General features: G+C 69.5%; 22 protein-coding genes and 2 pseudogenes. 5 read left to right on the forward strand and 19 right to left on the reverse strand.

Annotated features, from left to right (window positions below; genetic code table 11):
* From ACAG25_RS07210 to pyrR, 4 genes are read right to left on the reverse strand one after another with little or no spacing between them, the layout of a single operon-like run.
* Entirely contained in the window at positions 1-504 is a 504-nt protein-coding gene (locus ACAG25_RS07210) for a transporter (protein WP_370487639.1), read from the reverse strand.
* Positions 501-1,790 (reverse strand): dihydroorotase, encoded by a 1,290-nt coding sequence (locus ACAG25_RS07215; protein ID WP_370487640.1) that lies wholly within the window; start codon positions 1,788-1,790, stop codon positions 501-503. Before ACAG25_RS07215 ends, ACAG25_RS07210 begins: the two co-directional genes overlap by 4 nt.
* Positions 1,787-2,743 carry an aspartate carbamoyltransferase catalytic subunit gene (locus ACAG25_RS07220; RefSeq protein ID WP_370487641.1) on the reverse strand — a complete coding sequence of 319 codons (957 nt, stop codon included), beginning with the start codon at positions 2,741-2,743 and terminating at the stop codon, positions 1,787-1,789. The genes ACAG25_RS07215 and ACAG25_RS07220 overlap by 4 nt, the downstream gene beginning before the upstream one ends.
* Positions 2,740-3,321 (reverse strand): bifunctional pyr operon transcriptional regulator/uracil phosphoribosyltransferase PyrR, encoded by a 582-nt coding sequence (gene pyrR, locus ACAG25_RS07225; RefSeq protein WP_370487642.1) that lies wholly within the window; start codon positions 3,319-3,321, stop codon positions 2,740-2,742. Before pyrR ends, ACAG25_RS07220 begins: the two co-directional genes overlap by 4 nt.
* A 118-nt stretch (positions 3,322-3,439) precedes the next feature.
* Here pyrR and ACAG25_RS07230 point away from each other — a divergent pair, with 118 nt between their 5' ends.
* Positions 3,440-4,645, forward strand: a complete 1,206-nt coding sequence (locus ACAG25_RS07230; RefSeq protein WP_370487644.1) for a serine hydrolase domain-containing protein — start codon at positions 3,440-3,442, stop codon at positions 4,643-4,645.
* A 36-nt stretch (positions 4,646-4,681) separates the two neighbouring features.
* Positions 4,682-5,965 carry a DUF222 domain-containing protein gene (locus ACAG25_RS07235; protein ID WP_370487645.1) on the forward strand — a complete coding sequence of 428 codons (1,284 nt, stop codon included), beginning with the start codon at positions 4,682-4,684 and terminating at the stop codon, positions 5,963-5,965.
* A 1-nt stretch (position 5,966) separates the two neighbouring features.
* Here the strand turns inward: ACAG25_RS07235 and nusB are convergent, their stop codons facing one another.
* Genes nusB through ACAG25_RS07250 form a run of 3 tightly spaced genes read right to left on the reverse strand, consistent with a single transcriptional unit; the run spans position 5,967 to position 8,106 of the window.
* The gene (gene nusB, locus ACAG25_RS07240) at positions 5,967-6,443 is read right to left on the reverse strand and encodes a transcription antitermination factor NusB (protein WP_370487647.1); all 477 of its coding nucleotides are present in this window, start codon (positions 6,441-6,443) and stop codon (positions 5,967-5,969) included.
* Entirely contained in the window at positions 6,436-6,999 is a 564-nt protein-coding gene (gene efp / locus ACAG25_RS07245; protein WP_370487648.1) for an elongation factor P, read from the reverse strand. The genes nusB and efp overlap by 8 nt, the downstream gene beginning before the upstream one ends.
* A 21-nt stretch (positions 7,000-7,020) precedes the next feature.
* Positions 7,021-8,106 (reverse strand): aminopeptidase P family protein, encoded by a 1,086-nt coding sequence (locus ACAG25_RS07250; protein ID WP_370487650.1) that lies wholly within the window; start codon positions 8,104-8,106, stop codon positions 7,021-7,023.
* A gap of 33 nt (positions 8,107-8,139) precedes the next feature.
* Here ACAG25_RS07250 and ACAG25_RS07255 point away from each other — a divergent pair, with 33 nt between their 5' ends.
* The gene (locus ACAG25_RS07255) at positions 8,140-8,661 is read left to right on the forward strand and encodes a B-4DMT family transporter (RefSeq protein WP_370487652.1); all 522 of its coding nucleotides are present in this window, start codon (positions 8,140-8,142) and stop codon (positions 8,659-8,661) included.
* On the opposite strand, the gene aroB is transcribed toward ACAG25_RS07255, so the two are convergent.
* The 11 genes and pseudogenes from aroB to ACAG25_RS07310 all read right to left on the reverse strand — a co-directional run bounded on the left by aroB (position 8,658) and on the right by ACAG25_RS07310 (position 18,970).
* A complete protein-coding gene (gene aroB / locus ACAG25_RS07260) occupies positions 8,658-9,737 on the reverse strand; it encodes a 3-dehydroquinate synthase (RefSeq protein WP_370487653.1) in 1,080 nt (359 codons plus the stop codon). The genes ACAG25_RS07255 and aroB overlap by 4 nt on opposite strands.
* 146 nt (positions 9,738-9,883) lie before the next feature.
* A pseudogene (locus ACAG25_RS07265) lies at positions 9,884-10,390 on the reverse strand (shikimate kinase); the annotation flags it as partial.
* Positions 10,390-11,604: a chorismate synthase gene (gene aroC / locus ACAG25_RS07270; RefSeq protein WP_370487654.1), complete on the reverse strand. Its 1,215-nt coding sequence runs from the start codon at positions 11,602-11,604 to the stop codon at positions 10,390-10,392. The gene aroC and the pseudogene ACAG25_RS07265, both read right to left, overlap by 1 nt.
* Before the next feature lie 24 nt (positions 11,605-11,628).
* Entirely contained in the window at positions 11,629-12,228 is a 600-nt protein-coding gene (locus tag ACAG25_RS07275) for a TetR/AcrR family transcriptional regulator (protein WP_370487656.1), read from the reverse strand.
* 13 nt (positions 12,229-12,241) lie between these two features.
* Complete coding sequence (locus ACAG25_RS07280) at positions 12,242-12,730, reverse strand: DUF3237 domain-containing protein (RefSeq protein WP_370487657.1); 489 nt, start codon at positions 12,728-12,730, stop codon at positions 12,242-12,244.
* A gap of 3 nt (positions 12,731-12,733) precedes the next feature.
* Positions 12,734-13,174: a prepilin peptidase gene (locus ACAG25_RS07285; RefSeq protein ID WP_370487658.1), complete on the reverse strand. Its 441-nt coding sequence runs from the start codon at positions 13,172-13,174 to the stop codon at positions 12,734-12,736.
* Positions 13,175-13,217: 43 nt separating this feature from the next.
* Positions 13,218-14,018 carry a shikimate dehydrogenase gene (locus ACAG25_RS07290; protein WP_370487660.1) on the reverse strand — a complete coding sequence of 267 codons (801 nt, stop codon included), beginning with the start codon at positions 14,016-14,018 and terminating at the stop codon, positions 13,218-13,220.
* Positions 14,015-15,262 carry an endolytic transglycosylase MltG gene (gene mltG, locus ACAG25_RS07295; protein ID WP_370487662.1) on the reverse strand — a complete coding sequence of 416 codons (1,248 nt, stop codon included), beginning with the start codon at positions 15,260-15,262 and terminating at the stop codon, positions 14,015-14,017. The genes ACAG25_RS07290 and mltG overlap by 4 nt, the downstream gene beginning before the upstream one ends.
* Positions 15,255-15,755, reverse strand: a complete 501-nt coding sequence (gene ruvX, locus ACAG25_RS07300; protein WP_370487775.1) for a Holliday junction resolvase RuvX — start codon at positions 15,753-15,755, stop codon at positions 15,255-15,257. Before ruvX ends, mltG begins: the two co-directional genes overlap by 8 nt.
* 31 nt (positions 15,756-15,786) lie before the next feature.
* On the reverse strand, positions 15,787-18,477 hold the full coding sequence (gene alaS, locus ACAG25_RS07305) for an alanine--tRNA ligase (protein ID WP_370487663.1): 2,691 nt from the start codon (positions 18,475-18,477) through the stop codon (positions 15,787-15,789).
* A 91-nt stretch (positions 18,478-18,568) separates the two neighbouring features.
* Positions 18,569-18,970: a secondary thiamine-phosphate synthase enzyme YjbQ gene (locus ACAG25_RS07310; RefSeq protein ID WP_370487664.1), complete on the reverse strand. Its 402-nt coding sequence runs from the start codon at positions 18,968-18,970 to the stop codon at positions 18,569-18,571.
* Between the two features lie 91 nt (positions 18,971-19,061).
* Between ACAG25_RS07310 and ACAG25_RS07315 the strand changes: the two genes are divergently transcribed.
* Entirely contained in the window at positions 19,062-19,370 is a 309-nt protein-coding gene (locus tag ACAG25_RS07315) for a GlsB/YeaQ/YmgE family stress response membrane protein (RefSeq protein ID WP_370487666.1), read from the forward strand.
* A 54-nt stretch (positions 19,371-19,424) separates the two neighbouring features.
* Here the strand turns inward: ACAG25_RS07315 and ACAG25_RS07320 are convergent.
* Positions 19,425-19,679 (reverse strand): annotated as a pseudogene (locus tag ACAG25_RS07320) (replication-associated recombination protein A); the annotation flags it as partial.
* Positions 19,680-19,714: 35 nt separating this feature from the next.
* Between ACAG25_RS07320 and ACAG25_RS07325 the strand changes: the two are divergent.
* Complete coding sequence (locus ACAG25_RS07325) at positions 19,715-21,142, forward strand: recombinase family protein (RefSeq protein WP_370487667.1); 1,428 nt, start codon at positions 19,715-19,717, stop codon at positions 21,140-21,142.
* The last annotated feature ends 147 nt before the right edge of the window (positions 21,143-21,289 follow it).

The raw sequence follows: 21,289 nt of genomic DNA on the forward strand, positions 1-21,289 counted from the left end.
TCATGCGGCCTCCTCTGGCAGCCAGTTGGCGTAGTCGCCGCGGTCGTCGGCACGAAATCCGGTGTCGATCTCGGCGCCCGACGACAACCGCCAGCGGATGGCCAGGATTCCTTCGTGGGTGAGCGCCTTGCCCACCAGGTTCTTCTCGGCGCGGATCTCGACGATGGCGTCGTCGGGGATCCAGATCGGGCCGGCTCCGGTGCGCTGCAACATGATTCCCTCCGGGTAGCGCGTCAGTACGGCCTTGGCGCGGAATCCCAGATCACCGACGACGATGCGGTCGTTCCAGTTCGGCACCAGGGTGCTGCCGACATAGAGCCCCTTGGTGGGGGCCACCAGCGCCGGACCGACGGTGTCCGGTAGCGGCGGCAGCGCACCGAGGATCTGGGCCTGACGTTCCGCGCGGCGGCGCCAGCCGCGGATCATCGACTGGATCACCACGCCGATGACCACGACCACGACGGCAGCCATGATCAGCGTGGCGACCAGGGTCGGGGTGTTCACGCGATCTTCCCGTCGCGGGCGGTGATCCTGCCGCGCAGCAGGGTCGCGGTCACCACCGCCGGGAGTTCCATGTCCTCGTACGGCGTGTTGTCCGACCGGCTGGCCAGCGCCGGGCCCTGCACCGTCCACCGCGCTGTCGGGTCGACGAGCGTGAGGTTGGCGGGCTCACCGATGTCGAGCGGGCGTCCCTGGTCGGGCAGACCGACGATGCGGGCCGGGTTCTCGCTCATCACCCGCGCGACGTCGCGCCAGGTGAGCAGACCGGTCTCGACCATCGTCTGCACCACCACCGACAGCGCGGTCTGCAGTCCGAGCATGCCGGGACGCGCGTTGGCGAACTCGCACATCTTCTCGTGGGCGGCGTGCGGGGCGTGGTCGGTGGCCACGCAATCGATGACCCCGTCGGCCAGTGCCTGCCGCAGCGTCTCGGCGTCGGAGGCCTCGCGCAGCGGAGGGTTGACGCGGTTACGTCCGTCGTAGGTGCTCAACCGGCTGTCGTCGAGCAGCAGATGGTGCGGGGTCACCTCGGCGGTGATCGAGATCCCTTGACCCTTGGCCCATTTCAGCAACTCCACGGTGCCCGCCGTCGAGGCGTGGCAGATGTGCACGCGGGCGCCGGCATCGCGGGCCAGCAGCGCGTCGCGGGCGACGATCGATTCCTCGGCGGCACGTGGCCAGCCGGCCAGGCCCAGACGGGCAGCGTGGGGGCCCTCGTGGGCGACTGCGCCGACGGTGAGCCGGGGTTCCTCTGCGTGCTGGGCGATGAGCACGCCGAGGCCGTGGGCGTATTCCAGTGCGCGGCGCATGACCAGCGGGTCGTCGACACAGACGCCGTCGTCGGAGAACATCCGCACGCCGGCCTCGCCGGCGGCCATCAGCCCCATCTCGGTGAGCTGGCGGCCCTGCAAGCCCACGGTGACCGCGCCGACCGGGTGCACGTCGACCAGACCGACCTGCTGGCCGCGGCGCCACACGTGGTCGGTGACCACGACGCTGTCTGCCACCGGATCGGTGTTGGCCATCGCGAACACCGCGGTGTATCCGCCCAGAGCCGCAGCGGCCGAACCGGTTTCGATGTCCTCGGCGTACTCGCGGCCCGGCTCGCGCAGATGGGTGTGCAGGTCGACGAATCCCGGCAGCAGGACCTGGCCGGCACCGTCGAGGACATCGGCGTCGTCGGGCACCGGCAGCCCGTTGCCGATCTCGGCGATCTGCCCGTCACGGACCAGCACGTCGACCGGGTCGCCTTCGCCGTAGCGGCGCACGTTGGTGATGAGGACGGTCATACGCTGATCGCTCCTTGCTCGGATCCGACGAGCAGATGGAACAGCACTGCCATCCGGATGTGCACACCGTTGGAAACCTGTTGCAGCACCGCCGATTGCGGCGAATCCGCCACCGAATAGGCGATCTCCATACCGCGCAGCATGGGCCCGGGGTGCAGCACCACCGTGTGGTCGGCGAGTTGGGCCTGACGCTGTTCGCTCAACCCGTACCGCACCGAGTACTCGCGCGCCGATGGGAAGAAGCCGCCGTTCATCCGTTCGGCCTGCACCCGCAGCATCAGAACGGCGTCGGCGAGCGGCAATTCGGCGTCCAGGTCGTGGGACACCGTGACCGGCCACTCGGTGACCCCGACGGGGAGAAGCGTGGGCGGAGCCACCAGGACCACCTCGGCGCCGAGGGTGTGCAACAGCGCCACGTTGGACCGGGCGACCCTGCTGTGCAGGACGTCGCCGACGATCACCACACGCTTGCCGTCGATGCTGCCGAGCCGCTGCCGGATGGTCAGCGCGTCGAGCAGCGCCTGGGTGGGGTGCTCGTGGGTGCCGTCGCCGGCGTTGATGATCGACGGGCCGGCCGACGGGCCGTCCTCCGATGCGGTCCACTCGGCCAGCTGCTGCGCTGCGCCCGACGCGGGATGTCGCACGATCAGCGCGTCTGCGCCGGCGGCGCGCAACGTCATCGCGGTGTCACGCAGCGACTCCCCTTTGGCCACCGACGATCCCGACGCGCTGACATTGATCACGTCCGCGCTCATCCACTTGCCGGCCACCTCGAAGGAGACCCGGGTGCGAGTGGAGTTCTCGTAGAACATCGTGATGATGGTGCGGCCCCGCAGGGTCGGCAGCTTCTTCACCTCGCGGCCCAGCAGCGCCTCCCGGAAGTGGTCGGCGTTGTCGAGGATCGCGGTGGCGTCGTCGCGGCTCAGTGCGGACGCGGTCAGCAGGTGCTTCACCTGGGCGGCCCCCCGTACGGTGCGATGTGGACTCCGTCGTGGCCGTCGTTCTCGGTGAGACGGACCTTGACGTTCTCGGCGCGGGAGGTCGGCACGTTCTTGCCGACGTAGTCCGCACGGATGGGCAGTTCACGATGACCCCGGTCGACCAGCACGGCGAGCTGGACGGCCTTGGGGCGACCGAGGTCGCGCAGCGCGTCGAGTGCGGAGCGGACCGAGCGGCCGGAGTAGAGGACGTCGTCGACGAGGATCACCAGCGCACCGTCGATGCCGCCGTCGGGAATCGAGGTGGCCGCCAACGCGCGGGGCGGCTTGCTCATCAGGTCGTCGCGGTACAGCGTGATGTCGAGGGCACCGTGGGCCGCGTCGACTCCGCTGAACTCGGCGATGTTTCGGGCCAGCCGCGCGGCCAGGGTGACGCCGCGGGTGGGGATCCCGAGCAGGACGACGCGGGGCGCATCGGGACCGTCCAGAGCGGTCTTCTCGATGATCTGATGGGCGATACGGGCGATGGTGCGGCTGACGTCTGCCGAAGACATCAGCTCCCGGTCGGGACCGGTCTGGTCGGGTGCGCCCACGAGTGAGCCGGACCTCCTTCTCCGCCTCACGGGACGGATCGTTAAAGGATGTCGGAAACTGCGGCGAGCTTAGCACCGCCGGCCGGCGACACCGTAGCTGCCGGGTAGCCTCGGCCCGGTGAACCTCGACCGCAACAAGGCTTCCATCAGCGAGGCCATCGACGCCGGACTGCTCGCGGGAGCCGTCACGCTGGTGTGGCAGGGCGGAGAAGTACTGCAGGTCAACGAGCTTGGTCATCGCGATGTGCATGCCGGGCTGCCCATGGCGCGCGACACCATCTTCCGCATCGCGTCGATGACCAAACCCGTCACCGTGGCTGCGGCGATGTCGCTGATCGAGGAGGGCAAGCTCACACTCACCGACCGGGTGGCCACCTGGCTGCCCGAGCTGGCCGACATGCGGGTGCTGACCGAGCCGCGCGGACCTCTGGACCGCACCGTGCCCGCGCAGCGGCAGATCACCGTCGAAGACCTGATGACCCACCGCAGTGGGCTGGCCTACATGTTCTCGGTGCTCGGCCCTCTCGCGGACGGTTACCGCAAGCTGCCGACGCGACAGGACCAGGACCGCTGGCTGGCGGAGCTGTCGGCGCTGCCGCTGGCCCACCAACCCGGGGAGCGCCTGACCTACAGCCACGCCACCGATGTGCTGGGCATTGCACTGTCACGCATCGAGGGCAAGCCGCTGAGTCAGGTTCTCGCCGAGCGCATCTTCGAGCCACTGGGCATGTCCGACACCGGTTTTCACGTCCGCGCGGCCGCGCGTGGCCGCGCCGCCACCATGTATGCGCTCGACCCCACTGAGGGGTTGCGTGACGACGTGATGGGCCCGGCGCCGATCACCGACCCGCCGTTCTGCACCGGCGGCGCGGGGCTGTGGTCGACAGCCGACGATTATCTGAAGTTCGCGCGGATGCTGCTGGCCGGCGGCACGCTCGACGGCGTGCGGGTGTTGTCGGAGGAGTCGGTGGCCGCGATGCGCCGTGACCGTCTGACCGACGAACAGAAGAGGCACGACTTCCTCGGCGCCCCGTTCTGGATCGGGCGCGGCTTCGGGTTGAACTTGTCGGTGGTCACCGATCCGGCGAAGTCCCGCACGCTGTTCGGACCGGGTGGTGTGGGCACCTTCTCGTGGCCGGGCGCCTATGGCACCTGGTGGCAGGCCGACCCGTCGGCGGACGTGATCCTGATCTATCTGATCCAGAACATGCCCAATCTGTCGGTGGACGCGGCCGCCGCGATCGCCGGGAACACCTCGCTGGCGAAGCTGCAGACCGCGCAACCGAAGTTCGTCCGGGCCACCTACCAGGCGTTGGAGGCCTGACGGCGCTTGTCGGAGCCGCCGAGTACCGTCGGTGGCATGTTCGAAACTTTGTTCGATATCTCCGATGCGGCCGGCGAGGCCGAATTGCGATCGATCGTCGAACGCTGCGAAGCGCTCAAGGCCCGCGCGGCTGCCGCGCAGGCGCGGGCCACGGCGTTGTGGGCGGCCAAGCGTGCCGCCCGTGAGGAAGCCGACGGGATCCCGAAGGCGCGGCGGGGTAAGGGATTGGCCTCGGAAGTGGCGCTGGCGCGCCGCGAGGCGCCGGTGCAGGGAGGCCGGCATCTGGGGTTCGCGCGAGCGTTGGTGCACGAGATGCCCCACACGTTGACGGCGTTGGAGTCCGGCGTGCTGAGCGAGTGGCGGGCGACGTTGATCGTGCGGGAGTCGGCGTGTCTGAGCGTCGAGCACCGACGCGAGCTGGACGTCGAGCTCTGCGCTGATCCGTCCCGGCTGATCGGGTGGGGTGATGCGCGGGTGGCCGCCGAGGCCAAGCGGATCACCGCGCGCCTGGACGCCGCCGCGGTCGTCGAGCGTGGGCGCCGGGCGGTCCAGGATGCGGGGGTGTGGGTGCGGCCGGTGTCCGACACCATGGCCCAGGTGACCGTGCGGTTGCCGATGTCCCAGAGCGTGGCCATCTTCGCGGCCTGTAAGCGCGCCGCCGACATGACCTTCGACGAGCGCCCGCGTGGGCGGGTGATGGCCGAGACCGTCTATGAGCGGGTCATCGGCCGACCCGCCGAGACGCCGGTGCCGGTGGCGTTGAACCTGGTCATGGCCGACACCACGCTGGCCGGTGACGACGACGAACTGTGCTGGCTCGACGGGTACGGGCCGGTGCCGGCCGGGTTCTGCCGCGCCCTGGTCGGAGATGCTGCGCTGGACGCCGACACGAACACCACGCTGCGCCGGCTGTATCGCCATCCCGATTCCGGGCAGCTGGTCGCGATGGAATCCAAGGCCCGAATCTTCCCGAAAGGACTGGCGCGGTTTCTCGACCTGCGCGACCGCACGTGCCGTACCCCGTACTGCAACGCTCCGATCCGCCACCACGACCACGCCACGCCGCACCGCGACGGCGGACCGACCAGTGCGGCCAACGGTTTGGGCGAGTGCGAGGCCTGCAACTACGCCAAAGACGCCCCCGGCTGGCACGTCAGCGCCGAAACCATCGACGGCGAACACACCGCCGAGTTCCACACCCCCACCGGCGCGGTGTACCGATCGATCGCCCCACCGCTACCCGGGCCACCGATACGCCGCAAACTCAGCCTCCTCGAAGGCCGCCTCAGCGTCGATCTCGTGACCTTCGACGCCGCCTGAGCTACTCGGCCTCGCGGCCACCCTGTACCGCGGCGGCGGCCGCCCGGATCTGCGGAGTCACCAGCATCACCTGCCCCAGGACGCCGTTGACGAAGCCGGGTGAATCGTCGGTGGACAGCTCCTTGGCCAGCTCGACTGCCTCGTCGACGGCGACGGGTTCGGGCACGTCCTCGGCGTGCAGCAGCTCCCACACCGCGACGCGCAGAATCGCGCGGTCCACGGCCGGTAGCCGATCCAGCGTCCAACCCTGCAGGTGTGCCGAGATCAGGTCGTCGACGTGCGCCGAATGCTCGGTGACGCCGTGCGCGACGGTCACCGTGTACGGGTTGAGGCTCGACACCTCGCCCTTGTCGGCGAGTTCGGTCCGCGCCTCGGCGACGGCCGCCGGGGTGATCCCCCGCGCCTCGGCTTCGAAGAGGAGGTCGACAGCCCGTTTGCGGGCCGCGTGACGTCCCCGGTGACTGCGTCGGTCAGGCATTGACCCTTCCCAGGTAGCTGCCGTCTCGCGAATCCACCTTGAGCTTGTCCCCGGTGTTGATGAACAGCGGCACCTGGATCTCGGCGCCGGTCTCCACGGTGGCCGGCTTGGTGCCCGCGCTGGAGCGGTCGCCCTGCAGGCCCGGCTCGGTGTGGGTGACCTCGAGTTCGACGGTCACGGGCAGTTCGAGGTACAGCGGGGTCCCGTTGTGGAACGCGATCTGCACGGGCATGCTCTCGAGCAGGAACCCGGCGGCACGGCCGACCAGCGACTCCGGCAGGGGATGCTGCTCGTAGTCCTCGGAATCCATGAACACGAAGTCGGAGCCGTCGCGGTACAGATAGGTCGCGTCGCGGCGGTCCACGGTCGCGGTCTCGACCTTCACACCGGCGTTGTAGGTCTTGTCGACGGTCTTGCCGGACACCACATTCTTCAGCTTCGTGCGCACGAAGGCCGGGCCTTTGCCGGGCTTGACGTGCTGGAATTCGATGATCTGCCACAGCTGGCCATCGATCACGAGGACGAGCCCATTCTTGAAGTCGGCGGTCGTTGCCACGGTCGGTTGTACTCCTAGCTTCTAGAGGATCACCAGGTCTTTCGAAAACCCGGTCAGCAGTTCGGGGGCATCTTCGGCGACCACCAGCGTGTCCTCGATGCGGACACCACCACGGCCGGGAAGGTAGACACCAGGCTCGACGGTCACCGCGGAGCCAGCAAGCAGTGTACCGGCGGCCGCGGAATTGATCCCCGGCGCTTCGTGGATCTGCAGGCCGACACCGTGACCCAGTCCGTGCGCGAAATTGTCGGCGTAGCCCGCATCGGCGATCACCTGCCGGGACGCCGCGTCGACCTCCTTGAGTGCGACCCCGGGCGCCAGAGCCTTCCGGCCGGCCCGTTGGGCTTCGGCGACCAGGTCGTAGATCTCGCGCTGCCAGTCGGCGATCGGCGCGAGCACGAACGTCCGCGTCATGTCGGAGTGGTACCCGGCGACCAGCGCACCGAAGTCGATCTTGACGAAGTCGCCCTCGGCGAGCACCGCGTCGGTGGGCCGGTGATGTGGGATCGCGGAGTTGGCGCCGGCGGCGACGATCGTCTCGAACGACGCGCCGTCGGCGCCGTGATCGAGCATGAGCGCCTCCAACTGGTTGCGCACCTGCTTCTCGGTGCGCCCGGCGCGCAGACCGCCACCTTCGATCAGCTCGCCCAACGCCGCGTCGGCGGCCTCGCACGCACGTCGCAGCCGTGCGACCTCGTCGGCGTCCTTGACCTCGCGGAGTTGTTCGACCAGCCCCGCGGCCCGCACCAGTTCGCATCCGTCGCCGGCGGCGTCGGTGAGTCGACTGAATCCGTCGACGGTGACCACGTGGCTCTCGAACCCGAGCCGGCGGACACCGTCGGCGGCGGCGCGTGCGGCCAGGTGCGGTGCACATGCCCGCTCGATGACGACCTCGGCGTCCGGTGCCTGCGCGGCCGCCTGGGTGCGGTAGCGCCCGTCGGTGGCCAGCACCGGGGTCTCCCGGTCAGCGAACACCAGCAACGCCGCGTTCGAACCGGTGAAGCCAGACAGGTATCGGACGTTGACCAGGTCCGACACCAGCACGGCGGCCAGGCCGGACTCGACGAGGAGACGACGCAGACGGTCACGACGCGCGGAAGTGGTCACGATGGCCGACGCTACTCGCTAAGGTGATCCCTCATGAGCAAGTGGTTGCTGCGCGGACTGGTGTTCGCCGCCCTGATGGTGATCGTCCGGTTACTCCAGGGAGCGATGATCAACGCGTGGGAAACCAAGGCCGGACTGATCAGCGTCATCCTGGTGTCCGTGTTCGCGGTGATCGCGCTGGTGTGGGGCTACATCGACGGCCGCGGTGACGCCAATCGCAACCCCGATCCGGACCGTCGCGACGACTACGCCATGACGTGGCTGCTGGCCGGGCTGTTCGCCGGCGTGGTGAGCGGGTTCGTGGCGTGGCTGATCGGGCTCTTCTACCAGAACCTCTACGTCGAGGGCCTGATCAACGAGATCACCACGTTCGCGGCGTTCACCGCGCTGCTGGTGTTCCTCAGCGCCATCATCGGGGTGGCGGTGGGCCGCTGGCTCGTCGACCGCAAGCGACCCGACGAGCCGCGGCGCCGCGAGGGCGACGACGACCGCGCCGACACCGATGTGTTCGCCGCGGTCCGCGACGACGAGAATCAGCCGGTCGAAAACCGTTAGGCGCGCGCCACTTCGGCATACGCCGCGGCCAACAGCGACGGATCCGGCCCTTCCAGCCGACCGGGTTTGGCCAACCCGTCGAGCACGACGAACCGCAGGACCCCGGCGCGGGTCTTCTTGTCGCCCATCATCGATTCCATCAACTGCGGCAGCGCATCGGCGTCGTAGGTCACCGGCAGTCCCAGCGCCTCCAGGATGCGGCGGTGCCGCTCGGTGGTCTCGTCGTCGAGCCGTCCCGCCAGCCGGCCCAGTTCGGCGGCGAAGACCAGCCCGACCGACACCGCGGCGCCGTGCCGCCACTGGTAGCGCTCCCGGCGTTCGATGGCGTGCGCAAGAGTGTGCCCGTAGTTGAGGATCTCGCGCAGCGCGGATTCCTTCTCGTCGGCGGCGACGACCTCGGCCTTCACCGCGACCGCGCGCCGGATCAACTCGGGCAGCACATCGCCCTTCGGGTCCAGCGCCGCCTCGGGATCGGCCTCGATCATGTCGAGGATGACCGGGTCGGCGATGAAACCGGCCTTCACGATCTCGGCCATACCCGCGATGATCTCGTTGCGCGGCAACGTCTCCAGGGTGGCGAGGTCGATCAGCACCGCCGTCGGCTGATGGAACGCACCGACAAGGTTCTTGCCCGCGTCGGTGTTGATGCCGGTCTTACCGCCGACCGCGGCGTCGACCATGCCGAGCAGCGTGGTGGGGACGTGCACGATATCGATACCGCGCAGCCAGGTCGCCGCGGCGAACCCGGCGACGTCGGTGGCCGCTCCCCCGCCCAAACTCACGATCGCGTCCTTGCGCCCGACGCCGATGCGGCCCAGCACCTCCCAGATGAAACCGACCACCGGCAGTTCCTTGCCGGCCTCGGCATCGGGGATCTCGATGCGGTGCGCGTCGCTGCCCGCGCCTGCCAGGTGCGCCCGGATGGCCTCGGCGGTCTGGGCGAGCACCGGTTGGTGCAGGATGGCCACCTTGTGCCGGCCCTGCAGAACCCGCCCGAGCTCGCCGAGCAGGCCGGTGCCGATGATCACCGGGTAGGGCGGGTCGGTCGCCACCTCCACTGTCACCGGTTCGGTCACGGGGTGTCCTTTCGCGCGCAGGGGCCGCCGGCCTTCTTGGCCGCCATCGCGGCCGGGCTCGGCGGAGCTTCGGTGGACGGCGACGCCGTCAGCGACAGCGGCGCCCGTCGCCAGGACGGGCGGCGGCGTCGCGATCGGGTGCCTTCGGGGTTCTCCAGCCGCGCGGTGATGTAACGCACGACCGCGCCGGGGTTGCGGTGATTGGTGTTGACGCGCATCGTGGCGACCTTGCGGTACAGCGGAACACGTTGGGCCATCAGCTTTTTGAACTTTTCGCTGCGGTCCGGGCCGGCCAGCAGCGGCCGGACGGTCGATCCCCCGGTGCGTCGCACCCCTTCGGCGGCACTGATCTCGAGGTAGATCACCGTGTGCCCGGTCAGCGCCTCACGAACGCCTTCCGTGGTCACCGCACCGCCGCCCAGGGACAGCACACCGTCGTGGTTGTCCAGGGCGTCGCGGATGACCTCTTCCTCGATGCGCCGGAACTCGGCTTCACCGTCGGTGGCGAAGATCTCGGCGATGACGCGACCGGTGCGCTTCTCGATCTCCGCGTCAGTGTCGAGCATCGGCACGTCGAGTGCCTTCGCAAGCCGGCGCCCGATCGTGGACTTACCCGACCCGGGCAGCCCGATCAACACCGCCTTGGGGGCCATCAGCCCGAGGCCCTTGCCGCGCCGTCGTGCGGCTCCCGCTGCGCGATCGCGCGCAGGTAGCCGTCGATGTTGGTCCGTGTCTCGGTCAGCGAGTCGCCACCGAACTTCTGCAGCGCCGCGCGGGCGAGCACCAACGCGACCATGGTCTCGACCACGACACCGGCCGCGGGTACCGCGCACACGTCGGAGCGCTGGTGGATGGCCACCGCCTCCTCACCGGTGGTCATGTCCACGGTGGCCAGCGCGCGCGGCACCGTCGAGATCGGCTTCATCGCCGCTCGCACGCGCACCGGCAGGCCGTTGGTCATCCCGCCCTCCAGGCCGCCGGCGCGGTTGGTGGAGCGGGTGACGCCGTCGGCGCCCGGGAACATCTCGTCGTGCGCGACGCTGCCGCGCCGCCGCGCGGTCTCGAAGCCGTCGCCGATCTCGACGCCCTTGATCGCCTGGATGCCCATGACCGCCGCGGCCAGCTGGCTGTCGAGGCGGTTCTCGCCGCTGGTGAACGACCCGAGCCCGACGGGCAGGTGGTGGGCCACCACTTCCACGACCCCGCCGAGGGTGTCACCGTCGCGTTTGGCGGCCTCGATCTGCTCGATCATGGACTGCTCGGCGGCCTCGTCGAACGCCCGCACCGGGCTGGCGTCGATCGCGGCCAGGTCGGCGGCGTGCGGCACGGGTCCGTCGTAGGGCTGCGACGCGCCGATGGAGATGACATGGGAGACGATCTCGACACCGAGCGCCTGCTGCAGGAACGCGCGCGCGACGGTGCCCGCAGCCACGCGGGCCGCGGTTTCGCGGGCGCTGGCGCGCTCCAGCACCGGCCGCGCGTCGTCGAATCCGTACTTGAGCATGCCCGCGTAGTCGGCGTGCCCGGGCCGTGGGCGGGTCAGCGGTGCGTTGCGGGCGGCGCTGTCGGCCAGCGCGTCGGGATCGACGGGGTCCGGCGCCATCACCGTCTCCCACTTGGGCCACTCGGTGTTACCGATCTCGATCGCGATGGGTCCGCCGAGGGTGAGCCCGTGGCGCATACCGGCCAGCATCGTGATCTGATCCTGCTCGAACTTCATCCGTGCGCCGCGACCGTAGCCGAGTCGACGCCGCGCCAGCTGCGCGGCGATGTCGTCCGAGGTCACCTGGACACCGGCGACCATCCCTTCGAGTACCGCCACCAGCGCACGGCCATGGGATTCACCAGCAGTAGTCCATCGCAACACGTGTCCCATTTTCGCATGTCGGATTCACTGCTTCGACCACACCGTCACCGCACCGAGCACCCGATCGACCTCGGCCACCGCACGGCGGTGTGCCGCGGCGCGATCATCTGCCTTGGCCACGGTCAGCGCGGTCTCGCACAACGCGCCGAAGAGGAAGTGCGCGAACGGCTCCGCGGGGCGTGGCTCGATCCGGCCCGCCCGTACAGCCGCGGCGATACCGGCGCACATCAACTCCATGAGCGGTTGTTCCATCCGTCGGGTCGTCTCCCAGCCGATCGCGCTGAACGCCTCGACCAGCACGATGCGCCGCACCGCCGGGTCGAGGCAGGCCTCCAGGAAGCTGCGGCACGCCGCACCGAACGCGTCCCAGGGATCGTCCTCGCCGCCGTAGGCGGTGCGCAGGGCCGCAGCGAGGCGGTCGATCTCGCGGCCGAACACGGCCTCGAAGAGATGGGCCTTGCTGTCGAAGTGGTGGTAGACCGCACCTTTCGTGACCTTCGCCCGCGTGGCGACAGCCGCCAGGGAGGTCGCGTCGAAGCCCTGCTCGGCGAACGATTGCCGCGCCGCGTCGAGCAGTGCGCCCACCGTCGCCTCGGTGCGCTGGGCCTGGCTGCGCCGACTCACAGCGGTTGCCGACTCACAGCAGCTGATAGACGCGGTAGTCGACGTGGTCGGGCGACAGCACGTTGTAGCCGACGGCGACCACCTGGGCCAGCCCGCGGTAGCGGTCGTCGGCGGTCTCGAACGCCGGGGTGGTGCGCACGTAGGTCTCGGTGAACGGGAGCGGGCGCCCCACGCGCAGGCGCTGGAAGCCATCGGGCGGGATGCGGATGACGCCGCCGCTCGTGAAATGGATCAGGGCACCGTCGTGGGTGCGGATCGTGGCGCGCACGTCGACGTGACCGACGCCGTCGCTGCCGACCTGCAACCAGTCGCCGCCGCCCGGAAGCAACTCTCCGCGCAGCGCTGGACCGGTCACCTCGCCGGCGGTGATGACGAACGTCAGCCGCAATCCCGCCGCCGTGCTGATCACCTGCGCCGGCTGCAACTCGACGCTGATGTCGCACAGGTGGGTGACCGGCACCGAGTCGACCGGTGGCTGCGCGATGTCGATGACGTGCGTCATGGATCAAAAATACATACCTGCGGTATGTAAGTAAATGACCGCCGCGGTGGACGCGCACATCGACGGTCCGTGCGGCACCACCGAACCGGTTCCGCGCACCAGCGAGCACCCGCCCACCGCCACGGTCAACACCGGCGCACCCAGCGCTGCGAGCAGCCAGACGTCGAGACCGAACGCTCCGGTGAGCGCGCCGAGACCGGCGGCCAGTTTCACGTCCCCCGCCCCCATCGCACGCGGGACCACCAGGTGCACTGCCGCGTAGAGACCGAACAGGGCGGCGGCGCCGAGAACAGCGGCAGACCCGTGACCGCAGATCGCCGCGGCGGTCAGGATCGCCGCGGCCCCCGGCAACGTCAGCCAGTTCGGCAACCGACGAACACGAAAGTCGAACGCACTCAAGGCGATCAACCACACCGCGACGACGACGGCGGCGACCTCCCCCACCGATTCAGGCTAAGGCCGTGCCGGTCGCCTCCCCGACACCGATTCAGCCGGCGTCGAGTGCGGCGCGCATGACCTCTTTGGGCGCGGGTCTGCCGGTGAACTGCTCGACCTGGGTGAAGGCCTGGTTCAGCAGCATCTGCAGACCGCTGATCACCTGGCCGCCGGCCGCCGCGACCGCGGCGGCCAGAGGAGTGGGCCACGGGTCGTAGATCGCGTCGAGCAACACCGGCACACCGGCCAGCACCGGAGCGTACGGGGCCACGGCGTCCGCGGGCACGGTGTTGACCATCACCTCGACTTCGTCGACGGCCAGGCCGCCGTCGAGCGGGCGGTATTCGGCCTCGGCACCGCAACGCGCAGCGAGGTCGAGCAGCGGCGCGGCCTTGTCGGCGTTGCGGGCCGCCACGGTGACGTGCCGCGCCCCCAAATCGATCAGGCCCACCACCGCCGCCGGCGCGGTTCCGCCCGAACCGATCACGAGCGTGCGACTGGGCCGGTGGCCGGTCAACGCGCCAACCACTCCGTCGACGTCGGTGTTGTCCGCGCGCCATCCCGAGTTCGTCCGCACCAGCGTGTTGGCCGAACCGATCAGCTGGGCGCGGGGGGTCGCCTCGTCGGCGAAACGCAACGCGGCGATCTTGCCGGGCATGGTCACCGACACCCCGACCCACTCGGGCCCGAACGCCGAGACCACCGCCGGCAGGTGCTCACCGGTGCACTCGATGCGGTCATAGGTCCAGTCGGTCAGGCCGAGGGCGCGGTAGGCCGCGAGATGCAGTTGCGGTGACCGAGAATGCGCGATCGGCGAACCCAGCACGCCCGCCCGGCGCGGGGCCGTGGTCATCGTGCAGAGTCGAGGACGCCGTTTGCGATGGCCAGTTGGATGTTGGCCAGGTGCTGTTCGTACTCGCGCGTGAACAACGTGGTGCCCTGCATGTCGATGGTGACGAAGTACAGCCAGTCGCCCGGTTCCGGGTATTCGGCGGCCTTGAGCGCCGCGAGGCTCGGCGAGCAGATCGGCGTGGCCGGCAGACCGGGGCGGACATAGGTGTTCCACGGGGTCATCTGGGCGCGGTCGGCGTCGGTGGTGGCGACCTCGATGCGATCCAGCGGGTAGTTCACGGTCGAGTCGAACTCGAGGGTGCGGTTCTCGGCGAGCCGGTTGTAGATGACCCGGCTGACCTTCGGGAAGTCCTCGACCATGGCTTCCCGTTGCACCAGGGACGCGACCACCAGCACCTCGTAGGGCGAGATCCTCGCCGTCGCGGCCGACTCGAGGAGCCCGTTGCTCTCGTACTGGGCGGCACTGCGCGCGATCAGGGTCGACAGCAGCTCCTGGGGTTCCGCCGACGGGTCGATGTTCCAGGAGCCTGGCGCGATGAGCCCTTCCAACCGGCGGTGATCGGCGCCGAACGCCTCGACCGCGGTGTTGGCCCATTTCGGTACGCCGAGCGCGGCCGGGGTCGCCGACCCGGCCGCCTCGCGCAGCGCCTCGGCCGACACACAGGTCTGGTCCCCGTCGAGGTCCACGCACGAGGCCTTGGAGATCAGCGTGAAGATGCCGTCGGTCACGGCGCCGGTCTTGACGTCTTCGAGGTCGTCGAGCTGGCGACCTTCGGGGATCACCAACTTCCCGACCCGGTTGGCCGGGTCGGCCAGTCGCGCCACGGCGTCGGCCGCCGGGATCTCGGTGCGGACCTTGTAGAAACCGGGCTGGATGGCCGAGATCGCGTCGTTGCCGTTGGCGGCCTCGACGAAGGCCTTGGTGGTGCGGACGACGTTGTTGTCCTGCAGGGTCTGGCCGATGGCGGTCGTGGAGTCCCCGTCGTGCACCTGGATCACCACGTCGGCGACGCCGTCACCGGCGTAGTCGCCGCTGGAACCGCCGAACACCGAGTGCCAGAGCTGCGACCCGAGGAAGACCGCGACGACGACCACCACCACCAGACCGCTGACCGCGACGACGGCGGCCACTTTGCGGCGGCGGCGATAGCGCTGTTCGCGGATGCGCTCCCGGCGGGTCATCCGATGCCGGGGCGGTCCGACCGCCAGCGGCTCCGCACGGTCACTGTGCCAATCGTCAGACATCCCCGACCCCTCGGTGCGCGGACAACGCCGTCCGCCGCTGGTCCAGCCAGTGTTGCAAGATTCCCACCGCCGCGGCCTGGTCGATCACCGATCGCTGTCCGCGCGCCCGCACGCCCGCCTCGCGCAACGAGCGCTGCGCGCTGCTGGTGGTGAACCGTTCGTCGGCCATCCGCACCGGCACCGGCGCAATGCGCTCGGCCAGTGCATCCGCCGTCTCGATCGCGTCCTTGGCCGACGATCCGGCTCGGTCGGCGAGCGTGCGGGGCAGCCCGACCACGACCTCGACCGCCTCGTATTCACCGACCAACGCCGCCAACCGTCGCAGATGCTTGTCGGAGCGCCGTTCGCGCGGCACGGTCGTCACCGGGGTGGCCAGCACGGCGTCCGGATCGCTGACCGCGACTCCGATGCGGACGGTGCCGACATCCACGCCCAGCCGGCGGCCGCGTCCGGGGTCCGGCGACGATTCGTCGCCGCCGGGCCGGTCGGGCATGCGGCGGGTCCAGTCGGTGGCGGCCACCGGGTCAGCTCCGGCCTATCTCCGCGCGTACCGCCGCCAATGCAGCGTCGATACCCGCCGCCCCCTTACCGGACCCCTGTGCCAGGTCTGCCTTGCCCCCGCCGCGGCCGTTGACCGCCGCTCCCAGCACCTTGACCAACTCGTTGGCGCGCAGACCGAGGTCTTGCGCCGCCGGGTTCACCGCCACCACGAACGGGACGGTGTCGTCGTCTCCCTCGGAGAGCAGCGCGACCACGCCGGGGTCGCTGCCCAGCTTGCCGCGGATGTCGCCGACCAGCGAGCGCAGGTCGTTCGCCGACATCCCGCCGGCCATCCGCTGCGCCACCAGGCGGACCTTGCCGATCTGCTCGGCGCCGGCGGCGGCGTTGGCCGCTGCGGCGCGCGCGTTGGCCAGCCGCAGCCGGTCGAGTTCCTTCTCCGCGGCCCGCAACTTCTCCACCAGCGTGGCCACCCGGGCGGGCACCTCCTCGGAGGGCACCTTCAGCGACGACGCCAGCCCGGCCATCAAGGCCCGCTCCTTGGCCAGGTGCCGGAACGATTCCAGCCCGACGTACGCCTCGACGCGGCGCACGCCCGAACCCACCGAGGACTCCCCGAGGATCGTCACCGGGCCGATCTGCGCCGAGCTGCGCACGTGGGTGCCGCCGCACAGCTCGAGAGAGAACGGGCCGCCGATCTCGACCACCCGCACCTCGTCGGGGTAGTTCTCGCCGAACAGCGCCATGGCGCCCATCGCCTTGGCGCGCTCGAGTTCGGTCGTGAAGCTGTGCACCTCGTAGTCGGCCTCGACGGCTTCGTTGGTCACCTCTTCGATGGCCGTGCGCTGGTCCTCGGTCAGCGCGCCCTGCCAGTTGAAGTCGAAACGCAGGTACCCGGGCCGGTTCAACGAACCCGCCTGCACCGCGTTGGGTCCGAGGACCTGACGCAGGGCCGCGTGCACCATGTGGGTGCCCGAGTGCCCCTGGGTCGCGCCGTGCCGCCAGCGCGGATCGACGGCGGCGATCACGGTGTCGCCCTCGACGAATTCGCCGGACTCCACGGTGACGCGGTGCGCCCACAGCGTCTTGGCGATCTTCTGGACGTCGCCGACGGCGGCCTTGGCCGTCTGCGAGGAGCCGGTTCCGGTGATTTCTCCCTCGTCGGCGATCTGTCCGCCCGATTCTGCGTAGAACGGGGTGCGGTCGAGGATCAGCTCCACCCGGTCGGCGGCCAGGCCGTCGTGGGACACCACCGGCACCCTCTTGCCGTCCACGAAAATACCGAGAATCCTTGCTTCGCTGGACAATTCGTCGAAGCCGGTGAACTCGGTGGGGCCGGCGTCGACGAGTTCGCGGTAGGCGGACAGGTCGGTGTGGGCCTGCTTGCGCGCGGCGGCGTCGGCCTTGGCGCGCTGCCGCTGCTCGGCCATCAGGGTGCGGAAACCGGCTTCGTCGACCGACAGGCCGGCTTCGGCGGCCATCTCCAGGGTCAATTCGAGCGGGAAGCCGTAGGTGTCGTGGAGGGTGAACGCGTCGTCACCGGAGATCACCTTCGCGCCGGTGGCGCGGGTGGCGCGGGCGGCCTCGTCGAACAGCCGTGAGCCCGAGGCCAAGGTGCGGTTGAACGCGCTCTCCTCGGCCACCGCGATGCGCTGGATGCGCTCGAAGTCGGCCACGAGTTCCGGGTAGGACGGCCCCATCGCGTCGCGCACCGTGGTCATCAGGTCGGCCATGATCGGCTGCTCGACGCCGAGCAGCTTGGCCGCCCGGATGATGCGGCGCAGCAGCCGACGCAGCACGTAGCCGCGACCCTCGTTGCCGGGGCTGACACCGTCGCCGATGATGATCGCCGCAGTGCGGCTGTGGTCGGCGATGATGCGGTAGCGCACGTCGTCTGTGTGGTTGCCCTGCCCGTATCCGCGGGGGGCGATCGCGGCGACCAGGTCGATGACGGGACGGACCAGGTCGGTCTCGTAGACGTTGTCGACGCCCTGGAGCAGACACGCGATGCGCTCGACACCCATGCCGGTGTCGATGTTCTTGCGCGGCAGCGGGCCGAGGATCTCGAAGTCGTCCTTGCTGGTGCCCTCCCCGCGCTCGTTCTGCATGAACACGAGATTCCAGATCTCGATGTAGCGGTCCTCGTTGGCTTCCGGTCCGCCCTCGACGCCGTATTCGGGTCCGCGGTCGTAGTAGATCTCCGAGCACGGCCCGCACGGTCCGGGGATGCCCATGGACCAGTAGTTGTCGGCCATCCCGCGGCGCTGGATGCGCTCGAGCGGCAGGCCGGCCACTTCCTGCCACAACTCGATGGCTTCGTCATCGTCGAGATAAACGGTGGCCCAGAGCCTTTCGGGATCGAACCCGTAACCGCCCTCGGACACCGGGTTGGTCAGCAGCGTCCAGGCCAGCTCGATGGCGCCCTTCTTGAAGTAGTCGCCGAAGCTGAAGTTGCCGGCCATCTGGAAGAACGTGTTGTGGCGGGTGGTGATCCCGACCTCGTCGATGTCGGGGGTGCGGATGCACTTCTGGACGCTGGTGGCCCGGTCCCACGGCGGGGTGCGCTGCCCGAGGAAGTAGGGCACGAACTGCACCATGCCGGCGTTGACGAACAACAGGTTCGGATCGTCGAGGATCACCGAGGCGCTGGGCACCTCGGTATGTCCCGCGTTCACGAAGTGATCAAGGAAGCGCTTCCTGATCTCGTGTGTCTGCACGTCCTGCTGTCCTCACCGTTTCTGGGTGCGGCTGCGCCTGTTCGGCGCCACCTGCGAATACTCGACCGCACCACAGTACCGGTCGGCGTGCTCAGCCCGACACGAAGCTCAGCCGGACCTGACGTTGGGGATTGTCTCGGTTCAGGTCCACCAGAACGATGCTCTGCCACGTGCCCAGAAGGGGCGCTCCCTGCCCGACCGGGACCGTCACCGAGGGTGAGACCAGGCCGGGAAGGACGTGGTCGGCGCCGTGCCCGGGCGAGCCGTGCGCATGGCGGTAGCGGTCGTCACGCGGCAGCAGTCGTTCCAGGGTGTCGACCAGATCGTCGTCGGATCCGGCCCCGGTCTCGATGACGGCGACCCCGGCGGTGGCGTGCGGGACGAACACGTTGCACAGTCCGTCGCCCCGCGAGGCACAGAAATCCCGGACGGCGGCGGTGAGGTCGACAATTCGCCGACGGGACGTGTCGAGGTCGAGAACTTCGGTGTGCACGGTGTCGAGCCTACGAGCGTGTCATTGACGCAGGCGTTTATTGCGTGTTCGCCCAGGGTATGCCTGCGGCCACCGAACGCTTGGAGGAGACATGACCGTCACCGGCATCATCACCGCAATCCTGATCGGCATCGTGGTCGGCGCCCTCGGCCGCCTCGTCCTGCCGGGTAGACAACCCATCGGAATCCTGTTGACCATTCTGGTCGGTATCGTCGGCGCGCTGGTCGGTACCGCGCTGGCCAACGCCATCGGTATCCCCACCGCCACCGGCGGGATCGACTGGCTCGAACTCCTCGTCCAGGTCGTCGTGGCCGCGGCGGGCGTGGCCCTGGTCGCCGCGCTCATGGGCCGGCGCGGGACCGGCGTGGCAGGCCGTCGTCGTTCGGGACTGATGCGCTGACCCGACAGATCCTGTTGTTCGCGTGATCCCGGCTGGGCCCCCGACCAGCCGGGATCACTCTCTTCCGCGGGCGCGGCGGATGATGGCTCGCAGCTTCTCCACGCGGGTGGTGATCTCGCGTTCGGCGCCGCGACCGGTGGGCCGGTAGTAGTCGACGCCGACGAGTTCGTCGGGCGGGTACTGCTGGGCGGCAACACCTCCCGGCTCGTCGTGGGCGTAGCGGTAGCCGACGGCGTTGCCGAGTTTCGCCGCCCCCGCGTAGTGGCCGTCGCGCAGGTGCGCGGGGACCAGACCGGCCTTAGCGACTCTGCGTTTACAGCATCCATCGGTGGCATACTGCGAGCATGAGCAACGACCCCGCCGCCACTCCCCCGCCCGCCGCGATCTACTGCCGCGTGAGCCGGGACCGAACGGGCGCAGGTCTGGCCGTCGAACGGCAGGAAGGTGACTGCCGCCAACTGGCCGACCGTCTCGGCCTGTCGGTGGCGCGCGTGTTCGTGGACAACGACATCTCGGCTTACAGCGGGAAGCGGCGACCAGGCTATGAGGCGATGCTTGCCGCCGTGGAGTCTGGCGCGGTCGGCGTCATCTTGGCGTGGCACAACGACCGGCTACACCACTCGCCGCAGGAGCTGGAGCGCTACATCGACTTGTCGGAGCGGCGCGGCGTTCTTACCCACACCGTCACCGCTGGAGCTTTCGATCTTGCGACCCCTGCGGGTCGCTACGGTGCCCGCCAGCTCGGCGCTGGCGCCCGCTACGAGTCTGAGCACCGTTCCGAGCGGATCAAGGCGGCGCGCGTGCAGCAGGCCAAGGACGGTAAGTACCACGGCGGGCAGCGACCGTACGGCTACGACAAGCACGGCATGGTGCCCGATCCCGTGGAGGCTGCAGAGGTCGTCAAGATGGTGGAGGCGGTCAGGTCTGGTATCTCGCTGCGGTCCATCGTCCGTGACCTGAATGAGCGCGGCGTGCCGACATCGACGGGGAAGCGCTGGCGCTCGCAGTCGTTGCGGGACTTGGTGAAGTCGCCCCGCATTGCTGGCTTGTCGGTTCATCTCGGAGAGATCGTCGGGGAGGCAGCGTGGCCCGCGCTGGTTCCCCGTGAGTCGTGGGAGGCCGCCCGCGCCGTGCTGGCCGACCCCAACCGGCGCACCAACCCTGGAGGCGGTGCCACGCCCAAGCATCTCGGTTCCGGCGTCTACATCTGCGGCGTGTGCGGTGAACGCAAGCTGTCAGTGGGCCGACCGGGTGGGAGGCAACGACCGCCCGCCTACCGCTGCACGAACCGTGATTCGTCGGTCACGAGCGGCCACGTCTCGCGTCGGGCCGACCAGCTGGACGACTACGTGGAGGCTGTGATGGTTGAGCGGCTGTCGCGGCCAAGGTTGGTCGACAGCGCCAAGCGTTGCGACGACACCGCCGAGGCGGCATCGCTGCGCGCGGAGCAGGACGTGATTCGGCAGCGCTTGGAGCAGTTGGCCGAGTCGTACGGCGACGGCGAGATTGACCGCACTCAGCTTGCGGCGGGTTCGAAGCGGTTGAAGGCGCGCGCGGAGACGATCACCGAGAAGCTAGCGAGCATCGGTGGCCGAAGCCCGCTGGACATCATTCCCGAGGACGCCGTCGACATCCCGGCGCTGTGGCAGTCCCTCACGCTCGGGCAGCGCCGCGCCATCGTTGACTATCTCGCCGATGTCGAGATCGTGCCGCTAGGACGCGGCGTGAAGGGTTTCAGCCCTGACGGGGTCCGCATCACCTGGAAGCGCTAGCGGCACCTGCATGAGCTGCCCGAGCCGCTGCACGGTCTCGGTCGTGAGCGGTGGCGCTTGGTCCACGACAGCGCGCACGGCGGCAGCGATTCTGTCGCTGCGCTCGGCGCTCGTCGTCGTCACGGCAGCGAAGGTACACACCGCGCC

It is taken from the genome of Mycobacterium sp. pV006 (assembly GCF_041287115.1).
Classification (GTDB): domain Bacteria; phylum Actinomycetota; class Actinomycetes; order Mycobacteriales; family Mycobacteriaceae; genus Mycobacterium.

Excerpts from the sequence above, each read along its gene's own strand:
- ruvX (WP_370487775.1), bottom strand. The coding sequence starts at position 15,755 with ATGCCCGACCGGCCCGGCGGCGACGAATCGTCGCCGGACCCCGGACGC.
- ACAG25_RS07315 (WP_370487666.1), top strand. The coding sequence starts at position 19,062 with ATGACCGTCACCGGCATCATCACCGCAATCCTGATCGGCATCGTGGTC.
- ACAG25_RS07235 (WP_370487645.1), top strand. The coding sequence starts at position 4,682 with ATGTTCGAAACTTTGTTCGATATCTCCGATGCGGCCGGCGAGGCCGAA.
- ACAG25_RS07215 (WP_370487640.1), bottom strand. The coding sequence starts at position 1,790 with ATGACCGTCCTCATCACCAACGTGCGCCGCTACGGCGAAGGCGACCCG.
- ACAG25_RS07290 (WP_370487660.1), bottom strand. The coding sequence starts at position 14,018 with ATGACCACGGCCCCGCGCCGGGCGGGCGTGCTGGGTTCGCCGATCGCG.
- ACAG25_RS07325 (WP_370487667.1), top strand. The coding sequence starts at position 19,715 with ATGAGCAACGACCCCGCCGCCACTCCCCCGCCCGCCGCGATCTACTGC.
- ACAG25_RS07280 (WP_370487657.1), bottom strand. The coding sequence starts at position 12,730 with ATGACGCACGTCATCGACATCGCGCAGCCACCGGTCGACTCGGTGCCG.
- mltG (WP_370487662.1), bottom strand. The coding sequence starts at position 15,262 with ATGTCTGACGATTGGCACAGTGACCGTGCGGAGCCGCTGGCGGTCGGA.
- nusB (WP_370487647.1), bottom strand. The coding sequence starts at position 6,443 with ATGCCTGACCGACGCAGTCACCGGGGACGTCACGCGGCCCGCAAACGG.
- ACAG25_RS07255 (WP_370487652.1), top strand. The coding sequence starts at position 8,140 with ATGAGCAAGTGGTTGCTGCGCGGACTGGTGTTCGCCGCCCTGATGGTG.